We start from the raw sequence: 19,750 nt of genomic DNA, 5'->3' as shown, positions 1-19,750 counted from the left end.
CTGAACGAGCGGCGACCGCGGGGGAGGGGGCGCCCGGGGCGTGACGCCCCGGGCGCCCTGTGGTCAGATCCCGAGCTGCTTCGTCTCGTTCAGCTGCGCGATCGCGTCCTTGTCGCCGTCCAGCTCCACGTCGGCCGCCTTCTGCCGCCCGAACGCGAACATCAGCAGCTCCGAGGGCTCACCGGTCACGGTCACGACCGGCGTGCCCTTGTGCGCGACCGCCGTCTGGCCGTCCGGGCGGCGCAGCACCAGTCCGGTCGGGGCGCCCCGGCCGGCCAGCCGCGCCGTGCGCTCCAGCCGGGACCACAGGGCGTCCTGGAAGACCGGGTCGAGCTCACGCGGCGCCCAGCCGGGCTGCGCCCGCCGTACGTCCTCGGCGTGGACGTAGAACTCCACCGTGTTCGACGCCTCGTCGATCTGCTTCAGCGAGAAGGGCGAGAGGCGCGGCGGTCCCGTACGGATCAGCTGGATCAGCTCCTCGTACGGCTTCTCCGCGAACTCCGCCTGCACCCGCTCCAGGCGCGGCGCGAGCTGCTTGATCAACAGCCCGCCCGCGGCGTCGGCACGGCGCTCGCGCACCACCACGTGCGCGGCGAGATCACGGGTGTTCCAGCCCTCGCACAGGGTGGGGGCGTTCGGGCCCGCGGTCTCCAACAGGTCGGCGAGCAGAAGTCGTTCACGCTTGGCATGGGTCGACATGGCGGCAAGCCTACGGCCGTCCCGCCACTCCGCCCAGTGGAAGCAGGCGAACCGGGGACACCGGGGGACACGAGGTCCGGCCTGTGGACAACCGCCGGACACGTCCCGGCGGCGCGGCACAATGGTCCTCATGACCAGCACGCCCCCGCCCAGCGGGCCCAGCAGCCTCGACCCCGAGATCGCCGCGCGCCTCAAGCGCAGCGCCGACGGACTCGTCCCCGCCATCGCCCAGCAGTACGACACCGGTGAGGTGCTGATGCTCGGCTGGATGGATGACGAGGCACTGCACCGCACGCTCACCACGGGCCGCTGCACGTACTGGTCGCGCAGCCGCGGGGAGTACTGGGTGAAGGGCGACACCTCCGGCCACTTCCAGTGGGTGAAGTCCGTCGCGCTCGACTGCGACGCCGACACCGTCCTCGTCAGGGTCGACCAGGTCGGCGCCGCCTGCCACACCGGGGAGCGCACCTGTTTCGACGCCGACGTGCTGCTCAAGGACGCCGTCACCGACGCGGCGTCACCAGGTCAGTAAGGTCATCCGCCATGGACCTCGAGACCTTCCGCAAGCTGGCCACCGACCGTCGTGTCATCCCCGTCAGCCGCAAGCTCCTCGCGGACGGCGACACGCCGGTCGCGCTCTACCGCAAGCTGGCCGCGGAGCGTCCCGGCACCTTCCTCCTGGAGTCCGCGGAGAACGGCCGCACCTCCTTCGCCTGGTCCCGCTACTCCTTCGTCGGCGTCCGCAGCCACGCCACCCTCACGGAGCGCGACGGGCAGGCCCACTGGCTGGGCACCCCGCCCGTCGGCGTCCCCGTCGAGGGCGATCCGCTCGCCGCCCTGCGGGCCACCATCGAGGCGCTCCACACCCCGCGCGGCGAGGGCCTGCCCCCGTTCACCGGCGGCATGGTCGGCTATCTGGGCTACGACATCGTCCGCCGCCTGGAGAAGATCGGCCCAGGCGAGCGCGACGACCTGAAACTCCCCGAGCTGACCATGCTGCTCACCAGCGACCTCGCGGTCATGGACCACTGGGACGGCTCGGTCCAGCTGATCGCCAACGCGATCAACCACAACGACCTCGACACGGGCGTCGACGAGGCCTACGCCGACGCGATCGCCCGCCTCGACGCCATGGAGGCCGACCTCTCACGCGCCGTCTCGCAGCCCCCCGCCGCGCTGCCGCCCTCCGAGCTGCCCGAGTACACCGCGCTGTGGGGCGGCCCCGACTTCCAGCACGCCGTCGAGGACGTCAAGGAACGCATCCGGGCGGGCGAGGCCTTCCAGGTCGTGCCGTCCCAGCGCTTCGAGACACCGTGCACGGCCAGCGCGCTGGACGTGTACCGGGTGCTGCGGGCGACCAACCCGTCCCCGTACATGTACCTCTTCCGCTTCGACGGGTTCGACGTCGTCGGATCGTCCCCGGAGGCCCTCGTCAAGGTCGAGGACGGGCAGGCGATGGTGCACCCCATCGCGGGCACCCGGCCGCGCGGCGGCACCGTCCAGGAGGACCAGGCCCTCGCCGACGAGCTGATCGCCGACCCCAAGGAGCGCGCCGAGCACCTGATGCTCGTCGACCTGGGACGCAACGACCTCGGACGCGTCTGCGAGCCCGGCTCGGTCGAGGTCGTCGACTTCATGTCCATCGAGCGGTACTCGCACGTGATGCACATCGTCTCCACCGTCACCGGCCGGGTCGCGGCGGGCCGTACGGCCTTCGACGTCCTCACCGCCTGCTTCCCCGCCGGCACCCTCTCCGGCGCCCCCAAGCCGCGCGCGATGCAGATCATCGACGAGCTGGAGCCCTCCCGGCGAGGCGTGTACGGCGGCTGCGTCGGCTACCTCGACTTCGCGGGCGACTCCGACACCGCCATCGCCATCCGTACGGCCCTCCTGCGCGACGGCACCGCGTACGTGCAGGCGGGCGCCGGAATCGTCGCGGACTCGGACCCCGTCGCGGAGGACGACGAGTGCCGCAACAAGGCGGCCGCCGTCCTGCGCGCGGTGCACACGGCCAACCGGCTCGCGCAGTAGGACAAGGCTCACGTGAACCCCGGGTGACGGTTCGCCCGGGGTTCAGGCGATAGTGGGGTACGTGACTGCCGTACCTTCCCCCCGATCCGAAGCCGCCGGCCCCGCCCGGGCCGGCCGCCGCAGCCTTGGCATCGCCCTGCTCTGCGGCGCCCTCGGCGCGGCAGTGGCCCTGCTCGCCACCCGGCAGAACTGGTCGCAGGGCACGGCGACGGTCGCCGGCGGCGCCTTCCCGCTGACCGCCAGGGGCAGCGACGTCACGGGCGTGCCCGCGGCGCTCGCCGTGGTGGGCCTCGCCGCGCTCGTCGCCGTCTTCGCCGTCCGCCGCTCCGGACGCCTGCTGGTCTCCGCGCTGCTCGCGCTCTCCGGCGCGGGCACGGTCGTCGCGGCGGTGCTCGGCGCGAGCGACGACTCCGCGCTCGACGAGAAGGCCGCGGCGGCGTCCGGCGACACCGCCGCGACCGCGGACGCCCTCAGCCACACCGCCTGGCCGTACGTCGCCGCGGCGGGCGGTGCCCTCATCCTCCTCGCCGGGCTGCTCGCCCTGCGCTACGGACGGCTGTGGCCCGCGATGTCGGGGCGCTACGAGCGCGACGGGACGGCCCGGCCGCGCAAGGCCAAACCTGTCGACCCCGACCGGCCCGAGGACCTCTGGAAGGCCCTCGACCGCGGCGAGGACCCCACGGGGCCGGATCCGGCCGGGACCTAGGCCCCGGCCCACGGGCTCTCTCCCAGAGTCCTCCGCGGGCCCTTGGACCCGGACCTCCGTCACGACGTGACGCATCAGACGTGCGAGGAGCGACCCCCGCGCTCACGATGGACGTCCGAGTACGGGACAATGGACGGTGAGCGTCCGACTCACACACGCACACAGCAACGAGGAGCAAGTCATGGCGGGCAGCAGCCACGGTCACACCCCGGCCGCCTGGACCGGTGTCATCATCGCCTTCATCGGTTTCTGCGTCTCCGGTGCCTTCATGGTGATGGCCGACCCGCTGGGCTTCTGGGCCGGCATGGTCATCGTTCTGCTCGGCGGTGTCGTCGGCATGGCGATGCGAGCGGCGGGCCTCGGCCAGCCGAAGACCAGGGCCGCGTCCGTCTCCACCCCGCCCGTCCGTGAGGCCGTCGGCGCCGAGAGCTGACCCCGAGAAGCTTCTCCAGAGGCGGTCCCGGCACCCGGGACCGCCTCTCGCGTGTCCGCGACGCGCGCCCCGCGCGGGAGAGGGGCAGAATGCGTCTCGTGAACGCCGAAACCCAGAGGGCACCGCGCACGAACGCCCCGCTCGCGCTGCGGCGGCTCGGCGTCCCGGCCGGCGTGCTCGGCGCCGTCGTGGCCGCCTTCGCGTACGTCGGGGCGGTGGACCCCAATCAGCCGGGGCACTACCCCGTCTGCCCGCTGCTGCGCTTCACGGGCGTGTACTGCCCCGGCTGCGGCGGGCTGCGCAGTGCGCACGCCTTCGTGCACGGGGACCTCGCGACGGCGCTCACGGACAACGCGCTCGCCGTCGTGGGCTATGTGGCCTTCGCGGCGGTGTGGACCGTCTGGGTGGTCCGTTCGGTGCGCGGCCGGCCCCTACGGGCCGACCTGGGACCCGTGCATCTGTGGAGCGCCGGCGTTGTGGTGCTGGTTTTCACGGTTGTCCGGAACCTGCCCCTCGGTGGCTGGCTGCACCCTTGATCAAATGACAAATGTCCAGGTAGTGGGACCGGCGTCAACCGGATGTGAGGCATGGCTCTTCCTCCGGATACCATCGGAGTGACCCGTCAGGACCGCCGGGACGGCGGTGCCGGGTCGACAGGCTCAACCGCTTCAACCGTTCACCGTCAGGGAAGGGGGCCGCTCGCGTGAGTGTGCTCGACGAGATCATCGACGGAGTCCGTGCCGACCTCGCGGAGCGGCAGGCGCGCGTCAGCCTCGACGAGCTCAAGGAGCGCGCGGCGAAGGCTCCTGCGGCCAAGGACGGCGTGGCAGCCCTGCGGGGTGACGGCGTCAAGGTCATCTGCGAAGTCAAGCGCTCCAGCCCGTCCAAGGGCGCGCTCGCCGCGATCGCCGACCCGGCCGGACTGGCCGCGGACTACGAGGCGGGCGGCGCGTCCGTCATCTCGGTCCTGACCGAGCAGCGCCGCTTCGGCGGCTCGCTGGCCGACCTGGAGGCCGTCCGCGCCAAGGTCGACATCCCCGTGCTGCGCAAGGACTTCATCGTCACGTCGTACCAGCTGTGGGAGGCCCGGGCCTACGGCGCCGACCTCGCTCTGCTGATCGTGGCCGCCCTCGACCAGCCGGCCCTGGAGTCCCTCATCGAGCGCGCCGAGTCCATCGGGCTCACGCCGATCGTCGAGGTGCACGACGAGGACGAGGCCGAGCGGGCGGTGGACGCCGGCGCCAAGGTCATCGGCGTCAACGCGCGCAATCTGAAGACCCTCAAGGTGGACCGCTCCACCTTCGAACGGGTCGCTCCCGAGATCCCGGCCGGTGTCGTCAAGGTCGCCGAGTCCGGCGTCCGCGGGCCGCACGACCTCATCGCGTACGCCAACGCGGGCGCCGACGCGGTCCTGGTCGGCGAGTCCCTCGTCACCGGGCGCGACCCGAGGACGGCGGTCTCCGACCTCGTCGCGGCCGGGGCCCACCCCGCGCTGCGGCACGGACGGAGCTGACGGACCGGTGGCCACCCCGACCCACGCCCTCGCCGTTCCCCGTCCGGGCCCGCGCCCGGACGGTGGTCCGGTGCGCGTGCGGTCGGTCGCTCCCGGCTCGGCCCACGACCTGAACGCGGGCCGGCTCTGCGCACGGTCCGCCGTGACGCTCCCGCCCGCCTCGGCGGCCCGCGACCCGTATGCCCGGCTCGCCCGCGGCTGCCGTCCGCGCGGCTGCCGGGCGCCGGCCCGCCGCGTCCACGGACGCCGGGTCCGCTATGTCATCGGCGACGAACCGGGCCAGGTCAACGGCATGCGATGGCGCCCCGGCGCACACGCACTCGCGTCGTCTCCGGCCGGCTCCGCCCCGCGGACGGGCTGAGCGGGGCCAGGACCACCGGTCCACCCCGCGGTCGCCCGCCCTCGGGCGGGAACCCGCTCCGGCCCGCCGATTCCCGTCGGCGGCTGCGAACCGTCCCGGCACCGTGAGGATCGTCCGGGGACCGTCCTGGCACCCGGGGGACACCCCGGGGTGCAACCGCCTCGAGGTTTCCCGGGCGTTCCCCCCAGGCCCTCTCGTGGCCGTCGCGGGGAGATCAGCCGGCCCGTCCTGCGGGTCCGGCCGACCGGCCGCGACGGTTCGCCGGTCGTGCCGGTCCGGGCCCGGCGGGCCTGAAGAGGACGCGGTGTGTGTGCGTGCGTGCATGGCTGATGTGATCCCATGTCCGACCTTCAACCGGGGCTTTCGCCCCTGCGAGGTAACCGCATGCCCAGCGAGTTCTTCATTCCCGACCCCGAGGGTCAGGTTCCCAGCGCCGAGGGGTACTTCGGCGCGTTCGGCGGCAAGTTCATCCCGGAGGCGCTGGTCGCCGCCGTGGACGAGGTCGCCGTCGAGTACGACAAGGCGAAGGCGGATCCCGAGTTCGCGCGTGAACTCGACGATCTCCTCGTCCACTACACGGGACGCCCGAGTGCACTGACCGAGGTGGCGCGCTTCGCGGAACACGCCGGTGGCGCCCGGGTGTTCCTCAAGCGCGAGGACCTCAACCACACCGGCTCCCACAAGATCAACAACGTTCTCGGCCAGGCCCTGCTCACCAGGCGGATGGGCAAGACGCGGGTCATCGCCGAGACCGGGGCGGGGCAGCACGGGGTGGCCACGGCCACCGCCTGCGCGCTGTTCGGCCTCGAGTGCACCATCTACATGGGTGAGATCGACACCCGGCGGCAGGCCCTCAACGTCGCCCGTATGCGGATGCTCGGCGCCGAGGTCATCGCCGTGAAGTCGGGCAGCCGCACCCTCAAGGACGCCATCAACGAGGCGTTCCGGGACTGGGTCGCCAACGTCGACCACACCCACTACCTCTTCGGGACCGTCGCGGGTCCGCACCCCTTCCCGGCCATGGTCCGCGACTTCCACCGGGTGATCGGGGTCGAGGCCAGGCGGCAGATCCTGGAGCGTGCCGGCCGTCTTCCCGACGCCGCCATCGCGTGCGTCGGCGGCGGCTCCAACGCGATCGGGCTCTTCCACGCCTTCATCCCGGACGCCGGTGTGCGTCTCGTCGGCTGCGAGCCCGCGGGCCACGGCATCGAGACCGGTGAGCACGCCGCGACCCTGTCCGCGGGCGAGCCCGGCATCCTGCACGGCTCGCGGTCCTACGTCCTCCAGGACGAGGAGGGGCAGATCACCGAGCCGTACTCCATCTCGGCCGGCCTCGACTACCCCGGCATCGGCCCCGAGCACGCCTACCTCAAGGACAGCGGCCGCGGCGAGTACCGCGCGGTCACCGACGACGCGGCGATGCAGGCACTGCGCCTGCTCTCCCGCACCGAGGGCATCATCCCGGCGATCGAGAGCGCCCACGCGCTCGCCGGGGCCCTGGAGGTCGGAAGGGAGCTGGGCGAGGACGGGCTGATCATCGTCAACCTGTCCGGCCGCGGCGACAAGGACATGGACACGGCCGCCCGCTACTTCGGCCTGTACGACGAGGGCGCCGACGCGGCCGTCCCGGCGGACGCGGACAACGAGAACGCCGAGATCGAGGGGGACGCGAAGTGAGCGGCAACATCCAGCTGTTGAGCGACACCCTCGCCGGTGCCAGGGCGGAGGGGCGGTCCGCCCTCATCGCGTACCTGCCGGCCGGCTTCCCGACCGTCGACGGCGGCATCGCGGCGGTCAAGGCCGTCTTCGAGGGCGGCGCGGACGTCGTCGAGGTCGGTCTGCCGCACAGCGACCCGGTCCTCGACGGTCCCGTCATCCAGACCGCCGACGACATCGCCCTGCGCGGCGGGGTCAAGATCGCCGACGTCATGCGGACCGTCCGGGAGGCCTTCGAGGCCACCGGCAAGCCCGTGCTCGTGATGACGTACTGGAATCCGATCGACCGCTACGGCGTCGAGCGCTTCACCGCCGAACTGGCGGAGGCGGGCGGCGCGGGCTGCATCCTGCCCGACCTGCCCGTGCAGGAGTCGGCGCTGTGGCGGGAGCACGCCGAGAAGCACGGGCTCGCGACCGTCTTCGTCGTCGCGCCCAGCAGCAAGGACGCCCGCCTCGCCGAGATCACCGCGGCGGGTTCCGGCTTCGTCTACGCGGCCTCGCTGATGGGCGTCACGGGTACCCGGGAGTCGGTGGGGGCCCAGGCCCAGGACCTGGTGCGGCGCACCAGGGCCACCACCGCTCTGCCGGTCTGTGTCGGACTCGGTGTCTCCGACGCCGCGCAGGCCTCCGAGGTGGCCGGCTTCGCCGACGGAGTGATCGTCGGCTCGGCCTTCGTGAAGCGGATGCTGGACGCGCCGGACGAGGCGGCGGGCCTGGAGGCCGTACGGGCGCTCGCGGGCGACCTGGCGAAGGGTGTGCGCGGAACACCGTGACGGGCAGCCGTCCAGGCACGTAAGGGACAATCCACTCACTCGAACGGGTGGACCTGGGACCGGGGAGGCGCGCTGCGCCTCCCCGGTTCGTTCTGCCGGATGTGAGCGAGAAGAACCGTGAGGGAAAGAGCACCGCCCGTGAGCGGCTGGCGGCAGAGCGACAGAAGCAGAAGGGTGCGGAGAAGCGCCGCCGGGCGCTGATCGTGGGCGCGTCGGTGGTGTGCGTTCTCGCCCTGGCCGCGGTGGTGGGCGTGCTGGCGGCCGGTGCGGGCAAGGACAAGAAGAAGACCGCGGCGGGACCGGTGGTGTCGCCCTCGGGGGCGACCGGCAAGGACGGCCTCGCGATCCCCGTGGGCAAGGACGGCGCCAAGTCGACGCTCACGGTCTGGGAGGACTTCCGCTGCCCGGCCTGCCAGTCCTTCGAGACGGTGTACCGCCCGACGATCCACCAGCTGGTGGACGCCGGTCAGCTGAAGGTCGAATACCACCTGGTCACGCTGATCGACGGCAACACGGGAGGCAGCGGCTCCCGCCACGCGGCCAACGCGGCGGCCTGTGCCCAGGACGCGGGCAAGTTCGTCGCGTACCACGACGTGCTGTACGCGAACCAGCCCAAGGAGACCGACGACGCGTTCGCGGACAACGCCAAGCTCCTCGAGCTGGCGGGCAAGGTCGGCGGCCTCGACACCCCGGGCTTCCGTGCCTGCGTCAACGACGGCAGGCACGACAGCTGGGTGACGAAGTCGAACGCCGCCTTCCAGACCAGCGGCTTCACCGGCACCCCGACCGTGCTGCTGGGCGGCAAGAACATCTACGCGGACCAGACCATGACCCCCGCGAAGCTCAAGCAACTGGTGCAGGCGGAGAACAAGCGCTGAGCCCCCGACCCGCGACGCCTCCGAACCCGCGACGCCCCCGGCCTGCGAAGGGTCCGGGGGCGCCGCCCGTTATGGACCCGTTGCCGGGGCGCCCGCCGCGGGTCCCGTCCGGCACGGTAGCGTCGACCCTGCCATGGAAATTGCCTACATTCCCAGCCCGTCGCACGGTGTGCTGCACCTCGGCCCCATTCCGCTGCGCGGCTACGCGTTCTGCATCATCATCGGCGTCTTCGTAGCCGTCTGGCTCGGCAACAAGCGCTGGATCGCCCGGGGAGGGCGGGCCGGCACGGTGGCCGACATCGCGGTGTGGGCCGTGCCGTTCGGTCTCGTCGGCGGCCGTCTCTACCATGTGATCACGGACTACGAGCTGTACTTCAGCGAGGGCCGTGACTGGGTGGACGCCTTCAAGGTGTGGCAGGGCGGCCTCGGCATCTGGGGCGCGATCGCGCTCGGTGCGGTGGGCGCGTGGATCGGCTGCCGCCGGCGCGGCATCCCGCTCCCCGCCTGGGCCGACGCGCTCGCGCCCGGCATCGTCTTCGCGCAGGCCATCGGGCGCTGGGGCAACTGGTTCAACCAGGAGCTGTACGGCAGGGCCACGGACGTGCCCTGGGCGCTGCACATCACGTCCGCCACGGACGGGCGGGTGCCGGGGTACTACCACCCGACCTTCCTGTACGAGTCGCTGTGGTGCGTCGGCGTCGGCTTCCTGGTCATCTGGGCGGACCGCCGCTTCACCCTGGGTCACGGACGGGCGTTCGCGCTGTACGTCGCCGCGTACTGCGTCGGTCGCGGCTGGATCGAGTACATGCGCGTCGACGACGCCCACCACTTCCTGGGCCTGCGTCTCAACGACTGGACCGCGATGGTGGTCTTCGTGCTCGCGGTGGCCTACATCGTGGTGTCGGCGCGGCTGCGGCCCGGGCGTGAGGAGATCGTCGAGCCGGGTGCGGAGGCCTCCGGCGAGGGCGAGGGTGACGGTGAGGCCGGGTCCGGGGCGTCGGTCGGCCTCGACAAGAAGGCCGACGACGAGCCGGGTGAGAAGGCCGAGAAGAAGGCCGACGTCGAGTCCGGCGAGAAGCCCGGCGTCGACAAGAAGGCTGCCGGCGAGGCGGGCGAGAAGGCCGGGGAGTCCGGCGAGAAGGCCGACGAGAAGGCCGGGGAGTCCGGGGAGAAGGCCGCCGGCAGGTCGGCCGGTGACGCGGACCCGGAGCCCGGTACGGGTGCGACGTCCGGGGCGGCGGCCGAAGCCGGGCCCGACGCCGAGGTGTCCGAGGATTCCGCCGGTGCCGTGAAGAGCGAGGCGGAGTCGGCCAAGAAGGGCTGACGACCGGGTACGCCGAGGGGGCGCAGCGTCCGACGACGCGGCGCCCCCTCGTTCATGCCGTCAGGGCGTCGCGCCGGGCCAGTGCGAGGGTGCGGCGGGCGCACGCCACGACCGCCGCGTCCACGAAACGGCCGTCGGGCAGGGCCTGGGCCCCCGGCTCGACGCCGGCCGCCTCGACGATGGCCTCGGCGCTCTCCACCTCGGCCGATGTCGGAAGGTAGGCGCGTTCGATCACCGGGAGCTGGCGGGGGTGGATGGCCGCGCGGCCGAGGAAGCCGAGGGTGCGCCCGTGGGCGCAGGAGGCCGCCAGCCCTTCCAGGTCCCGGATGTCGGGGTGGATGGACTGCGCGGGGGGTGAGAGTCCGGCGGCCCGGGCCGCGAGCACGATCCGGGCACGGGACCAGTCCAGGCCCGCGTCGTCACGTACGCCCAGGTCGGCTCGGAGGTCCGCCTCGCCGAGCCCGATGCCGCGCACGGTCGGGTGGGCCGAGGCGATGGCGAAGGCGTGTTCGACGCCGAGGGCCGTTTCCAGCAGGGCGTACAGCGGGATCCCGCTGCCCTCGGTGGCGGGCGCCGCGTGCTCCGCGACGTGGACGACGTCCGTGGGCGAGGCCACCTTGGGCAGCCGCAGGCCGGACAGGCCCGGGAGCGGGGAGAGCGTCTTGAGGTCGGACTCGGCCAGGGGGCCGTCCAGCGGGTTCACCCGTACATGGACCGGGATCGGGGGAGGGTCCGAGAGCAGCTCCGCGGTGGCGTCGCGGGCGTACTCCTTGCGGTCCGGTGCGACCGCGTCCTCCAGGTCGATCAGGACGATGTCCGCGCCCGAGGCGAGGGCCTTGACGACCACGTCCGGGCGGTCTCCGGGGGCGTACAGCCAGGTGAGCGGGAAGGCCGGGACCGTCACAGGGCGCCTTCCGATCTGAGGGCCGTGATCTCGGCGTCGGACAGTCCGAGCTCGGTGAGGACCGCGTCCGTGTCGGCGCCGTGCGCCCGGCCCGCCCAGCGGATCGCGCCGGGCGTGGAGGAGAGCCGGAAAAGGACGTTCTGCATGCGCAGGGGGCCGAGTTCCGGGTCGGCGACGGTGGTGATCGTGTCCAGCGCCTCGTACTGCGCGTCCTCCATCACATCGGTGATGTCCTGGATCGGGGCCACCGCCGCCTCCGCCTTCTCGAAGGCCTCCAGCACCTCGGCGCGCTCGCGGCGGGCGATCCAGGCGCCCACCGCCTCGTCCAGGACGTCCGTGTGGAGTGCCCGGTCCGCCCCGGTCGCGAACCACGGTTCGTCGATCAGGTCCGGGCGTCCGACCAGCCGCATCACCCGCTCGGCGATCGACTGCGCAGAGGTCGAGACGGCGACCCACGAACCGTCGGCCGTGCGGTAGGTGTTGCGGGGCGCGTTGTTCGCGGAGCGGTTGCCGGTACGGGGCTGGACGTGGCCGAGCTGGTCGTACCAGAGCGGCTGCGGGCCCAGCACGGTGAGGATCGGCTCGATGATCGCCATGTCGACCACCTGGCCGAGGCCCGAGGTCTCGCGGGCGCGCAGGGCCGTCATCACGGCGTACGCCGTCGTCAGGCCCGCGATCGAGTCGGCCAGGCCGAACGGGGGCAGGACCGGGGGTGTGTCCGGTTCACCGGTGATCGCCGCGAAGCCGCTCATGGCCTCCGCGAGCGTCCCGAAGCCGGGTCGGTGCGCGTAGGGGCCGAACTGGCCGAAGGCGGTGACGCGGGCGAGGACGAGCCGGGGGTTGGCGGCAGACAGCTCCTCCCAGCCCAGGTCCCACTTCTCCAGGGTGCCGGGGCGGAAGTTCTCGACGATCACGTCGGCCTCCGCGGCGAGCCGCAGAAGGGTCGCGCGGCCACCGGGTCTCGACAGGTCGAGGGTGATCGTGCGCTTGTTGCGGCCGAGGAGTTTCCACCACAGGCCGATGCCGTCCTTCGACGGGCCGTGGCCCCGGGACGGGTCGGGCTTGGCCGGGTGCTCGACCTTGACGACCTCGGCGCCGAAGTCGCCGAGCAGGGTGGCGGCGAGCGGGCCGGCGAAGAGGGTGGCGAGGTCGAGGACGCGCAGGCCGGTGAGCGGGCCGGGTCCGGGGCGCGCGCTCATGACGTGGACTGCGCGTGGTGCGCGGGCAGCGAGGCCTGGGCGTCGATCTCGGAGCGGTACGGCATCGAGGACGTGGCCCCGATCCGCTGTACCGACAGCGCGGCGGCCGCCGACGCCCAGGTGAGGGCCTCGGGCATCGGCCGGCCCTCCGCGAGCGCGACCGCGAGGGTGCCGACGAAGGTGTCGCCCGCGCCGGTCGAGTCCACGGTGCTGACGCGGGGCGCGGGGGCGGTGAGGGGGGCGGCGCCCCGTGCCGCGTACAGGCTGCCCGCGGCACCCAGGGTGACGACGACCTGCGGCACCAGGTCGAGCAGCGCGGTGGCCGCCTCGCGGGGGTCGGGGGTGCCGGTCAGTGCGGCGGCCTCGTACTCGTTGGGCACCAACAGGTCGATGGAGGCGAGGAGTTGAGCGGGCAGGGATTGCACGGGGGACGGGGTCAGGATGGTGCGGACGCCGTGCCGACGGGCCGCCTCGGCGCCCGCGACGACGGCGGCGAGCGGGATCTCCAGCTGGAGCAGGAGCGCGTCGGCGGTGGCGATCATGCCTTCGTCACCGGGGGCGAGGTGGTCGACGGTGCCGTTGGCGCCGGGGATGACGACGATCGCGTTGCCGCCCTCGTCGTCCACCACGATGTGCGCGGTGCCGGAGGGGCCCTCGGTGGTGCGCAGATGGTCGGTGTCCACGCCGGAGTGCTCCAGGGCGGAGCGGAGCTGGGAGCCGAAGGAGTCGACGCCGACCGCGCCGATCAACGTGACGTCGGCGCCCGCGTGGGCCGCGGCGACCGCCTGGTTGGCGCCCTTGCCGCCGGGGATCGTACGGAACTCCCGTCCCGTCACGGTCTCTCCGCGCTGCGGGGCCTTGGCGACGTACGTGACGAGGTCCATGTTCGTGCTGCCGAGCACGGCGATGTGGGTCATGGGTGACGGGTCTCCCGGTGCGTGAGCTGGGCGAGGGTGTCGAAGCCGATGCCGTTGAAGTCGGCGAGGGAGGTGGCCAGGCGGTTCTTGAGCGGGGTGGTCCAGCGCTCCGGCAGGGCGGCGGGGGCGCCGGCGAGCAGGCCCGCGACGCTGCCCGCCGTGGCGCCGTTGGAGTCGGTGTCCCAGCCGCCGGACACGGCGCGGCAGACGGATCCGCTGAAGTCGCCGTCCGCGTGGGTGAGGGCGGCCGCGATCAGGGCGGTGTTGGGGAGGGCGTGCACCCAGTGGTAGTCGCCGTAGGTGGTGTGCAGGACGTCGACGACCTTCTCGAAGTCGACGGTCGAGTGGGCGAGCCGGACGGCGTGGTGGACCGCCTTCGCCAGTCGGGAGGCGGGGGGCACGACGGTCAGGCCGGTACGCAGGCAGGCGTGGATGTCGCTGCGGCCGGTGGCGGCCTCGGCGATGGTGGCCGCGGTGAACATGGCTGCGTACACGCCGTTCGCGGTGTGGGTGAGGGTGGCGTCGCGGTGGGCCTGGGTCGCGGCGGCGGCCGGGTCGCCGGGGTTCGTCCAGCCGTGGACGTCCGCGCGGATGAGGGCGCCGATCCATTCGCGGAAGGGGTTGCGGTGGTGGGCCGTGCGCGGGGGTTCGACGCCGGCGAGGAGGTTGCGGTAGGCGACGCGTTCCGCGGTGAAGGTGCGGCCGGCGGGGAGTTCGTCCAGCCAGAGGCGGGCCACGTCCGCGGTGGTGAAGCCCTTCCCGTGGCGCTGGAGCAACAGGAGGTTGAGCAGGGGGTAGTTGAGGTCGTCGTCCTCGGGCATGCCGTCGATGTTCTCGGCGAGCGAGGTGGACGCCGAGCGTCTGTTCCAGGGGTACGCGTCGGTCAGCTCCGTGGGCAGGCCGCGGGCGGTGAACCAGGTGTGGAGGGGCCAGTTCCCGGTGGCCTTCGCCAGTGCGCGGATGCCCCGGAGGGGGAGTTTCTCGACGGGTTTGCCCAGCAGGCAGCCCGCGGCCCGGCCCAGCCAGGCGGCTTCCAGGCGGGGGACGGCGACGGCCGGGGAGACGCCAGGGACTCCGGGCGCGGCGGTGGATGTGCCGCCGTCGCCGTCGGCGGGCGGGGCCGGCTGCCGCGTGGGCCAGTCCGGGCAGCGGGCCATGACGGAGGCCAGTTCCGTCGGCTCGTGATCCGCCGACTCGCTCGGCAGGTCCGCGAGTTCGTCCAGCAGATCCGTCGCCAGGGCCCGTAGGTACGGTGAGGCGGGAGTGGCGGAGGCACCGGCCCGGAGGGGGGCCCGCGGGCCGCCGGCCGCGTGCCAGCGCGCCGCGATGGGATCGGCCTCGCGGCCGTCCTGGGCGGCCTGGTGGAGTTCGTGCCCGAGGAGGTCCTCGGGCTGGACCCAGGTCAGTCGGAGCATGGGATCCCCGCAAGCGCGGCGTACGCCGCCTCGTGCGCGCGCCGGCGGCGTACGTCCCGGTCGAAGATCTCGCGGGTCACCTCGGCGAGGGCCGTCGCCGGGGCGTGCAGGTCGAGACGGCTCGCTTCCTCGACCGTCTTGGCCCAGTCGCGCGGAATCCCGGAGCCGAGCGCCCCGGCCAGGGCCCCGGCCATCGTGGCGATGGAGTCGCAGTCGCGGCCGTAGTTCACCGAGCCGAGGACCGCGTGCCGGAAGTCGCCGCCGGAGACCAGCAGCATGCCGAGCGCGACGGGGAGCTCCTCGATCGAGTGCAGACGGGAGGGGCGGCGGGCGCCGAGCGACGGGGTGCGGTAGTCCGGGCCCACCGTGTCGAAGGGGGCCACCGCCTCCCGCAGCGGGCGCAGCGCCGACTCGAAGTCCGAGTGGCGGGCGGCGACTTCGCAGACCGCCTCGATCGCGTCCCGGGTGCCGTCCTTCGCCAGGGCCAGACAGGCCGTGACGACCGAGTCCGGGGTCGCCCCCGGCGCGCACGCCGCGGCCACCCCCGCCGCCAGCACGCCCGCCGCCTCCCTGCCGTAGGAGGACTGGTGCGCGCCCGCGACGTCCAGCGCCTCGGCGTACGCGCCCGCCGGGTTGGCCGCGTTCACGAGTCCGACCGGTGCCATGTACATCGCGGCGCCGCAGTTGACGATGTTGCCCGCGCCCGCCTCCCGGGGGTCCACATGGCCATAGTGGAGCCGGGCGACCAGCCACTTCTCGGCGAGGAAGATCCGCTGGAGCGGGAGCGCCTCCGCTTCCAGTTCCGGGATCCAGCGGGGGGTGGTCATCAGGTCGGGGACCAGATGTCCGGCGACGGCGTAGGCGTCGAGGTGGTCGCGGACCGTGGTGTACACGCGGATCAGCGCGTGGGTCATGAGGGTGTCGTCGGTGACGTGCCCGTCGCCCTTGTGGTACGGGGCGATGGGGCGGGCGGTGCGCCAGGCGTCGCCGTTCCAGGGGCCGACGACGCCGTGCACGCGGCCGCCGTGCCGTTCGGTGATCTGCTCGGGGGTGTAGCCCTCGACGGGGCCGCCGAGAGCGTCGCCGACGGCCGCTCCGACGAGGGCTCCCGTGATCCGTTCGTCGAGGGTTCCCATTTCTACTCTTTTGGGCGTCATGCCCGAATCATCCCTCTGGGAGGGCCAGTTCCGTCGCTTCGAGCAGATCGGCGAGTCCGATGAGGTCCGTACCGGTGAGGCGGGGGAGCGCGCACCCCGAGAGGATCCGACAGGCGTCGCGCCAGGTGGCCGGGATCGCGGCGCCGCCGCCCAGCGCGCCGGTCAGCGCCCCCGCCAGGGCCGGGGCGGAGTCGGCGACGCGGGAGAGGCAGGCGGCGGCGGGCACCGCCTCCGCGATCCGGCCGCGCGCCGCGGTGGCGAGGGCCAGGGCGACCGGAACGGTTTCCGCCGCCGCGACGCCGTAGCTGTAGACGTGGTCGACGATCTGGTGCTCCAGGAGGGGGACCAGGGCGAAGGTGCCCTCGCTGTCGCGGGCGAGCCGCAGCGCGTGGCGCGCGTTGCGGCCGATCTCCGTCTCCTTGGGCAGTTCGGCGAGGGCGGCGTCCGCGCATGCCTCGACGTCGGCCCCGGCGAGGGCGAGCGCGAGGGCGGCGGCCATGGCGCGGGCGCCGTGCACGCCGTCGCCGTCCTGGGTGTAGCGGGCGTCGAACTCGGCCAGTTCCGCGGCGAGCCGTGCGTCGCCCGGGTGGGCGATGGCGAGCACGCAGGCCCGGACGCAGGCCGCGTCGTCGAAGTAGTGCGGATTGTCGTGGCCGGTGGCGGGCGGGCGCAGGCCGGTTGCGAGGTTGCCGAGCCCGGCCCGTACGGAGATCCGGGCGCGCAGCGGCTGCAGCGCGGACTCGACCTCGGGGGCGCGCTCGGCGGCCGCGGCTACCTCGCTGGCGACGGCGTTCCAGGACAGGTCGATGGACGCCCGCATCCGCCGCGCCCGGCTGAGATCGCCGAGCGCGCCGGCGTCCCCGGCGCGCAGTACGGCCTCGGCGGCGAACGCCGCCCACTCGGCGTCGTCCGAGGGGCCGAGCCGCAGGGGCTCCGGCGGCTGGTTCAGGGCGATGGGCACCGGCAGGGTCGTCGTCGCGTTCTGTTCGGCGAACGTGTCCAGTTCCCTGGTCAGCCGCCGTGTCCACTCGGGCATGCGGGCGGCGCGGTGCCGGGCCGCGGGCCAGCCGGCGGCGTCGCCGGCGGCGAGGCCGAGCAGGAGGCCCTCGATACGGCGGGGGCGCGGGCCGGGCGCCGGGTCGGCGACCTCCGTGACGAGGACGTCCGGCGCCGAGGCCGCTCCCGCGCCGGTTTCGTCTCCCACGAGACCGGGACTCACGGGCGTACCTCCTCGTCGGTGGTGGCAAGAGTGGGGGTGGCGAGGGCGGGGTCCGCGGTGACGGCGGGGTGGGTGGTGTGGGCGGGGTGGGTGGTGAGGGTCGGGGCCGCGGTGACGGGGTGGTCCGCGCCGGGGTGGTCCGCGGTGAAGAGGGGGCCGGCGGTGAGGGCCGGGTCCGCGGGGAGGGCATGGGCGGCGGTGACGAGGTGATCCGCGTCGAGGGCGTGGCCGGTGGTGGGGATCTGGCCCGCGGTGCTGACGGAGTCGGTGGTGAGGGGGTGGCCCGCGGTGCTGACGGAGACGGTGGTGAGGGTGCGGTCCGCAGTGAGGGGGTGGCCCGCGGTGCTGACGGAGACGGTGGTGAGCACGCGGGGGCCGGGGCCGAGGGCGACGCCCGGTTCCGGATGCGGGGCCGCTCTCGTGCGGTCCGGATCGTGTGCGGGCCGTCTCCGGTCCCGTACGGCGGGACCGTCGTCCGGGACCGGCTCCCGGGCGGCACCCGAACACCACTTCTTGTCGTCCCCGGGGGTCAGCAGTTCCGCCACGTCCAGCACGTGGTGGCCCTCCATCGAGGGGAGGCAGCTGCCGCGCGCCGGTCCGATGGCCGCCGCCCAGGCGGCCGGGATCGCGCCGGCGCCCCGGGTCGCCCCGGCCAGCGCGCCCGCCACCGCCGCCGTGGTGTCGGCGTCGCGGCCCATGTTGACGGCGGTGAGGACGGACTCGGTGAAGTCGCCGTCGGCGGCGGCGTACGCGCCGAAGGCCAGGGCGACGGCTTCGGGGGCCAGGTCCGTCCAGGGGTAGCCGCCGATGACGACCGCCGAGCGCACCGCGCGTTCGCCGCGGTGCGCGACCGCGATCGCGCGGCGCAGCGACCGGGCCGTCCAGGAGTCGTCCGGGATCACCGCGAGCGCGGAGGCGGCTACGGCGATCGTCGAGGCGCCCGCCATCGCCGCCGCGACACCCGCCGCGACCGCCTGGCCGCCGTAGATGCCCTCGCCGTCGTGGCTCACCGAACCGTCGATCGCCACCAGTCGCGCGGCCTCCGCGGGACGCCCCGCCGCGAAGACGCCGAAGGGGGCCGCGCGCATCGCCAGGCCGTCGCTCCACGCGTGCCGGTGCTGGGCCGAGATGGGGGCCGCCAGTCCCCGGCGGAGGTTCTCCAGGGTGCCGCGCTCGCTGAAGCCGGCGCCGCGGAAGGGCCCCTCGTCACGGTCCGCGATCCACTGGTGCCAGGCGGACTCGACGTGCGCCACGGTGAGCGCCGAGCCGTGCCGGGCCAGCAGCAGTCCGGAGAAGATCGCGTACTCCGTGTCGTCCGTGCCGGCCGGATGCTCGGCGACGTAGCCCGTGATCCGGCCCCACTTCGCACGGATCTCCGACGGCCGCATGTTCTCGGCGGGCGCGCCCAGCGCGTCCCCGACGGCGAGTCCGAGCAGCGCCCCGCGTGCCCGTTCGCGCAGACCGGTGGCGTCCCCGGGCGCCGGGACGGAGGGGATGCAGGCGATGGAAGCCATTCGGTGCCACTCCTCTCAGGGCCCAGAGCCCTTTGGGGATGTGTCCCACGGGAGGAGGCGCGCAGAGCCTCGCGCAGCCCCGCATTCACCCGGTCGACATCTGTGCATGACCATCCACGGATGAGCGGAAAAGGGTAAAGGTGCAGGTTAGCCCAGCCTTTCCTTGCTGGCGGGCAGGAAATTCCAGGCGTACTTTTATGGTTGTCGAAAAGTAGAAACAGTCCAATCGCATGTTCTGGGGGACCGGTATGTCCATCATCGAGACCGAAGCCGCACTGCACGAGGCGCACCGGGACAACCACACCCACCGCGATGTGAACGGTGGCTGGCTGCGCCCGGCGGTGTTCGGTGCGATGGACGGGCTCGTCTCCAACCTCGCCCTGATGACGGGTGTCGCCGGTGGGTCCGTCTCCCACCAGACGATCGTCATCACCGGTCTCGCGGGTCTGGCCGCCGGAGCCTTCTCCATGGCCGCCGGCGAGTACACCTCCGTCGCCTCGCAGCGCGAACTCGTCGAGGCCGAACTCGAGGTGGAGCGCCGGGAGCTGCGAAAGCACCCGAAGGACGAGGAGCGTGAGCTCGCCGCGCTCTACGAGACCCGCGGCGTCGAGCCCGCCCTGGCCCGAGAGGTCGCCAGGCAGCTGTCCCGCGACCCCGAGCAGGCCCTGGAGATCCACGCGCGCGAGGAGCTGGGCATAGACCCCGGCGATCTGCCCTCGCCCGCCGTCGCCGCCGTGTCGAGCTTCGGCTCCTTCGCCCTGGGCGCCCTGCTCCCCCTGCTCCCGTACCTGCTCGGCGCGACCGTCCTGTGGCCCGCGCTGCTGCTCGCGCTGGTCGGGCTCTTCGCGTGCGGTGCCGTGGTGGCCCGGGTGACGGCGCGGTCCTGGTGGTACAGCGGAATCCGGCAGCTCGCGCTCGGGGGCGCCGCGGCGGGTGTGACGTACGTCCTGGGCAGTCTGTTCGGTACCGCCGTAGGATGATGTATAGCGGG

General features: G+C 73.4%; 19 protein-coding genes and 1 pseudogene. 12 read left to right on the top strand and 8 right to left on the bottom strand.

The window, feature by feature from the left end; genetic code table 11:
- Positions 1-63: 63 nt before the first annotated feature.
- The gene (locus OHB41_RS14565) at positions 64-699 is read right to left on the bottom strand and encodes a TIGR03085 family metal-binding protein (protein WP_266698502.1); all 636 of its coding nucleotides are present in this window, start codon (positions 697-699) and stop codon (positions 64-66) included.
- A 130-nt stretch (positions 700-829) separates the two neighbouring features.
- Between OHB41_RS14565 and hisI the strand changes: the two genes are divergently transcribed.
- The 11 genes from hisI to lgt all read left to right on the top strand — a co-directional run bounded on the left by hisI (position 830) and on the right by lgt (position 10,434).
- Entirely contained in the window at positions 830-1,231 is a 402-nt protein-coding gene (gene hisI / locus OHB41_RS14560; protein WP_266698500.1) for a phosphoribosyl-AMP cyclohydrolase, read from the top strand.
- Between the two features lie 11 nt (positions 1,232-1,242).
- Positions 1,243-2,730, top strand: a complete 1,488-nt coding sequence (locus tag OHB41_RS14555; protein WP_266698499.1) for an anthranilate synthase component I — start codon at positions 1,243-1,245, stop codon at positions 2,728-2,730.
- A 52-nt stretch (positions 2,731-2,782) separates the two neighbouring features.
- A complete protein-coding gene (locus OHB41_RS14550) occupies positions 2,783-3,436 on the top strand; it encodes a TIGR02234 family membrane protein (RefSeq protein ID WP_266698497.1) in 654 nt (217 codons plus the stop codon).
- Between the two features lie 181 nt (positions 3,437-3,617).
- Complete coding sequence (locus OHB41_RS14545) at positions 3,618-3,869, top strand: HGxxPAAW family protein (RefSeq protein ID WP_266698495.1); 252 nt, start codon at positions 3,618-3,620, stop codon at positions 3,867-3,869.
- 89 nt (positions 3,870-3,958) lie between these two features.
- A complete protein-coding gene (locus tag OHB41_RS14540; protein ID WP_266698494.1) occupies positions 3,959-4,405 on the top strand; it encodes a DUF2752 domain-containing protein in 447 nt (148 codons plus the stop codon).
- A 167-nt stretch (positions 4,406-4,572) separates the two neighbouring features.
- Positions 4,573-5,382, top strand: coding sequence for an indole-3-glycerol phosphate synthase TrpC (gene trpC, locus OHB41_RS14535; RefSeq protein WP_266698493.1), 810 nt, complete (start codon positions 4,573-4,575; stop codon positions 5,380-5,382).
- Between the two features lie 142 nt (positions 5,383-5,524).
- A complete protein-coding gene (trpM, locus tag OHB41_RS52030) occupies positions 5,525-5,743 on the top strand; it encodes a tryptophan biosynthesis modulator TrpM (protein WP_323138452.1) in 219 nt (72 codons plus the stop codon).
- Positions 5,744-6,127: 384 nt separating this feature from the next.
- Positions 6,128-7,420 carry a tryptophan synthase subunit beta gene (gene trpB / locus OHB41_RS14525; RefSeq protein ID WP_266698489.1) on the top strand — a complete coding sequence of 431 codons (1,293 nt, stop codon included), beginning with the start codon at positions 6,128-6,130 and terminating at the stop codon, positions 7,418-7,420.
- Entirely contained in the window at positions 7,417-8,232 is an 816-nt protein-coding gene (trpA, locus tag OHB41_RS14520; protein ID WP_266698488.1) for a tryptophan synthase subunit alpha, read from the top strand. The genes trpB and trpA overlap by 4 nt, the downstream gene beginning before the upstream one ends.
- A gap of 101 nt (positions 8,233-8,333) precedes the next feature.
- Complete coding sequence (locus OHB41_RS14515; protein ID WP_266698487.1) at positions 8,334-9,110, top strand: DsbA family protein; 777 nt, start codon at positions 8,334-8,336, stop codon at positions 9,108-9,110.
- Between the two features lie 133 nt (positions 9,111-9,243).
- Entirely contained in the window at positions 9,244-10,434 is a 1,191-nt protein-coding gene (lgt, locus tag OHB41_RS14510) for a prolipoprotein diacylglyceryl transferase (RefSeq protein ID WP_266698485.1), read from the top strand.
- A gap of 52 nt (positions 10,435-10,486) precedes the next feature.
- Here the strand turns inward: lgt and OHB41_RS14505 are convergent, their stop codons facing one another.
- The 7 genes and pseudogenes from OHB41_RS14505 to OHB41_RS14475 form a co-directional block, all read right to left on the bottom strand.
- Positions 10,487-11,338, bottom strand: coding sequence for an HpcH/HpaI aldolase/citrate lyase family protein (locus OHB41_RS14505; RefSeq protein ID WP_266698484.1), 852 nt, complete (start codon positions 11,336-11,338; stop codon positions 10,487-10,489).
- Positions 11,335-12,537: a CaiB/BaiF CoA transferase family protein gene (locus OHB41_RS14500; RefSeq protein ID WP_266698483.1), complete on the bottom strand. Its 1,203-nt coding sequence runs from the start codon at positions 12,535-12,537 to the stop codon at positions 11,335-11,337. Before OHB41_RS14500 ends, OHB41_RS14505 begins: the two co-directional genes overlap by 4 nt.
- The gene (gene rbsK / locus OHB41_RS14495; protein ID WP_266698482.1) at positions 12,534-13,454 is read right to left on the bottom strand and encodes a ribokinase; all 921 of its coding nucleotides are present in this window, start codon (positions 13,452-13,454) and stop codon (positions 12,534-12,536) included. Before rbsK ends, OHB41_RS14500 begins: the two co-directional genes overlap by 4 nt.
- Entirely contained in the window at positions 13,451-14,869 is a 1,419-nt protein-coding gene (locus OHB41_RS14490) for an ADP-ribosylglycohydrolase family protein (RefSeq protein ID WP_266698480.1), read from the bottom strand. The genes rbsK and OHB41_RS14490 overlap by 4 nt, the downstream gene beginning before the upstream one ends.
- Positions 14,857-16,026, bottom strand: a complete 1,170-nt coding sequence (locus tag OHB41_RS14485) for an ADP-ribosylglycohydrolase family protein (protein ID WP_451289344.1) — start codon at positions 16,024-16,026, stop codon at positions 14,857-14,859. Before OHB41_RS14485 ends, OHB41_RS14490 begins: the two co-directional genes overlap by 13 nt.
- A gap of 7 nt (positions 16,027-16,033) precedes the next feature.
- Positions 16,034-17,137 carry an ADP-ribosylglycohydrolase family protein gene (locus OHB41_RS14480; RefSeq protein WP_323138451.1) on the bottom strand — a complete coding sequence of 368 codons (1,104 nt, stop codon included), beginning with the start codon at positions 17,135-17,137 and terminating at the stop codon, positions 16,034-16,036.
- 581 nt (positions 17,138-17,718) lie between these two features.
- A pseudogene (locus OHB41_RS14475) lies at positions 17,719-18,759 on the bottom strand (ADP-ribosylglycohydrolase family protein); the annotation flags it as partial.
- 248 nt (positions 18,760-19,007) lie between these two features.
- On the opposite strand from OHB41_RS14475, the gene OHB41_RS14470 reads away from it, so the two are divergent.
- Positions 19,008-19,739, top strand: coding sequence for a VIT1/CCC1 transporter family protein (locus OHB41_RS14470; RefSeq protein ID WP_266698474.1), 732 nt, complete (start codon positions 19,008-19,010; stop codon positions 19,737-19,739).
- Positions 19,740-19,750: the final 11 nt, after the last annotated feature.

Origin of the sequence: Streptomyces sp. NBC_01571, assembly GCF_026339875.1 — a bacterium.
GTDB lineage: Bacteria > Actinomycetota > Actinomycetes > Streptomycetales > Streptomycetaceae > Streptomyces.
This window is presented reverse-complemented; position numbering and strand designations above follow the sequence as displayed.

Coding starts and splice junctions, on each gene's coding strand:
- OHB41_RS14565 (WP_266698502.1), bottom strand. CDS start 699: ATGTCGACCCATGCCAAGCGTGAACGACTTCTGCTCGCCGACCTGTTG.
- hisI (WP_266698500.1), top strand. CDS start 830: ATGACCAGCACGCCCCCGCCCAGCGGGCCCAGCAGCCTCGACCCCGAG.
- OHB41_RS14555 (WP_266698499.1), top strand. CDS start 1,243: ATGGACCTCGAGACCTTCCGCAAGCTGGCCACCGACCGTCGTGTCATC.
- OHB41_RS14545 (WP_266698495.1), top strand. CDS start 3,618: ATGGCGGGCAGCAGCCACGGTCACACCCCGGCCGCCTGGACCGGTGTC.
- OHB41_RS14540 (WP_266698494.1), top strand. CDS start 3,959: ATGCGTCTCGTGAACGCCGAAACCCAGAGGGCACCGCGCACGAACGCC.
- trpB (WP_266698489.1), top strand. CDS start 6,128: ATGCCCAGCGAGTTCTTCATTCCCGACCCCGAGGGTCAGGTTCCCAGC.
- lgt (WP_266698485.1), top strand. CDS start 9,244: ATGGAAATTGCCTACATTCCCAGCCCGTCGCACGGTGTGCTGCACCTC.
- OHB41_RS14500 (WP_266698483.1), bottom strand. CDS start 12,537: ATGAGCGCGCGCCCCGGACCCGGCCCGCTCACCGGCCTGCGCGTCCTC.
- rbsK (WP_266698482.1), bottom strand. CDS start 13,454: ATGACCCACATCGCCGTGCTCGGCAGCACGAACATGGACCTCGTCACG.
- OHB41_RS14490 (WP_266698480.1), bottom strand. CDS start 14,869: ATGCTCCGACTGACCTGGGTCCAGCCCGAGGACCTCCTCGGGCACGAA.
- OHB41_RS14485 (WP_451289344.1), bottom strand. CDS start 16,026: ATGACGCCCAAAAGAGTAGAAATGGGAACCCTCGACGAACGGATCACG.
- OHB41_RS14470 (WP_266698474.1), top strand. CDS start 19,008: ATGTCCATCATCGAGACCGAAGCCGCACTGCACGAGGCGCACCGGGAC.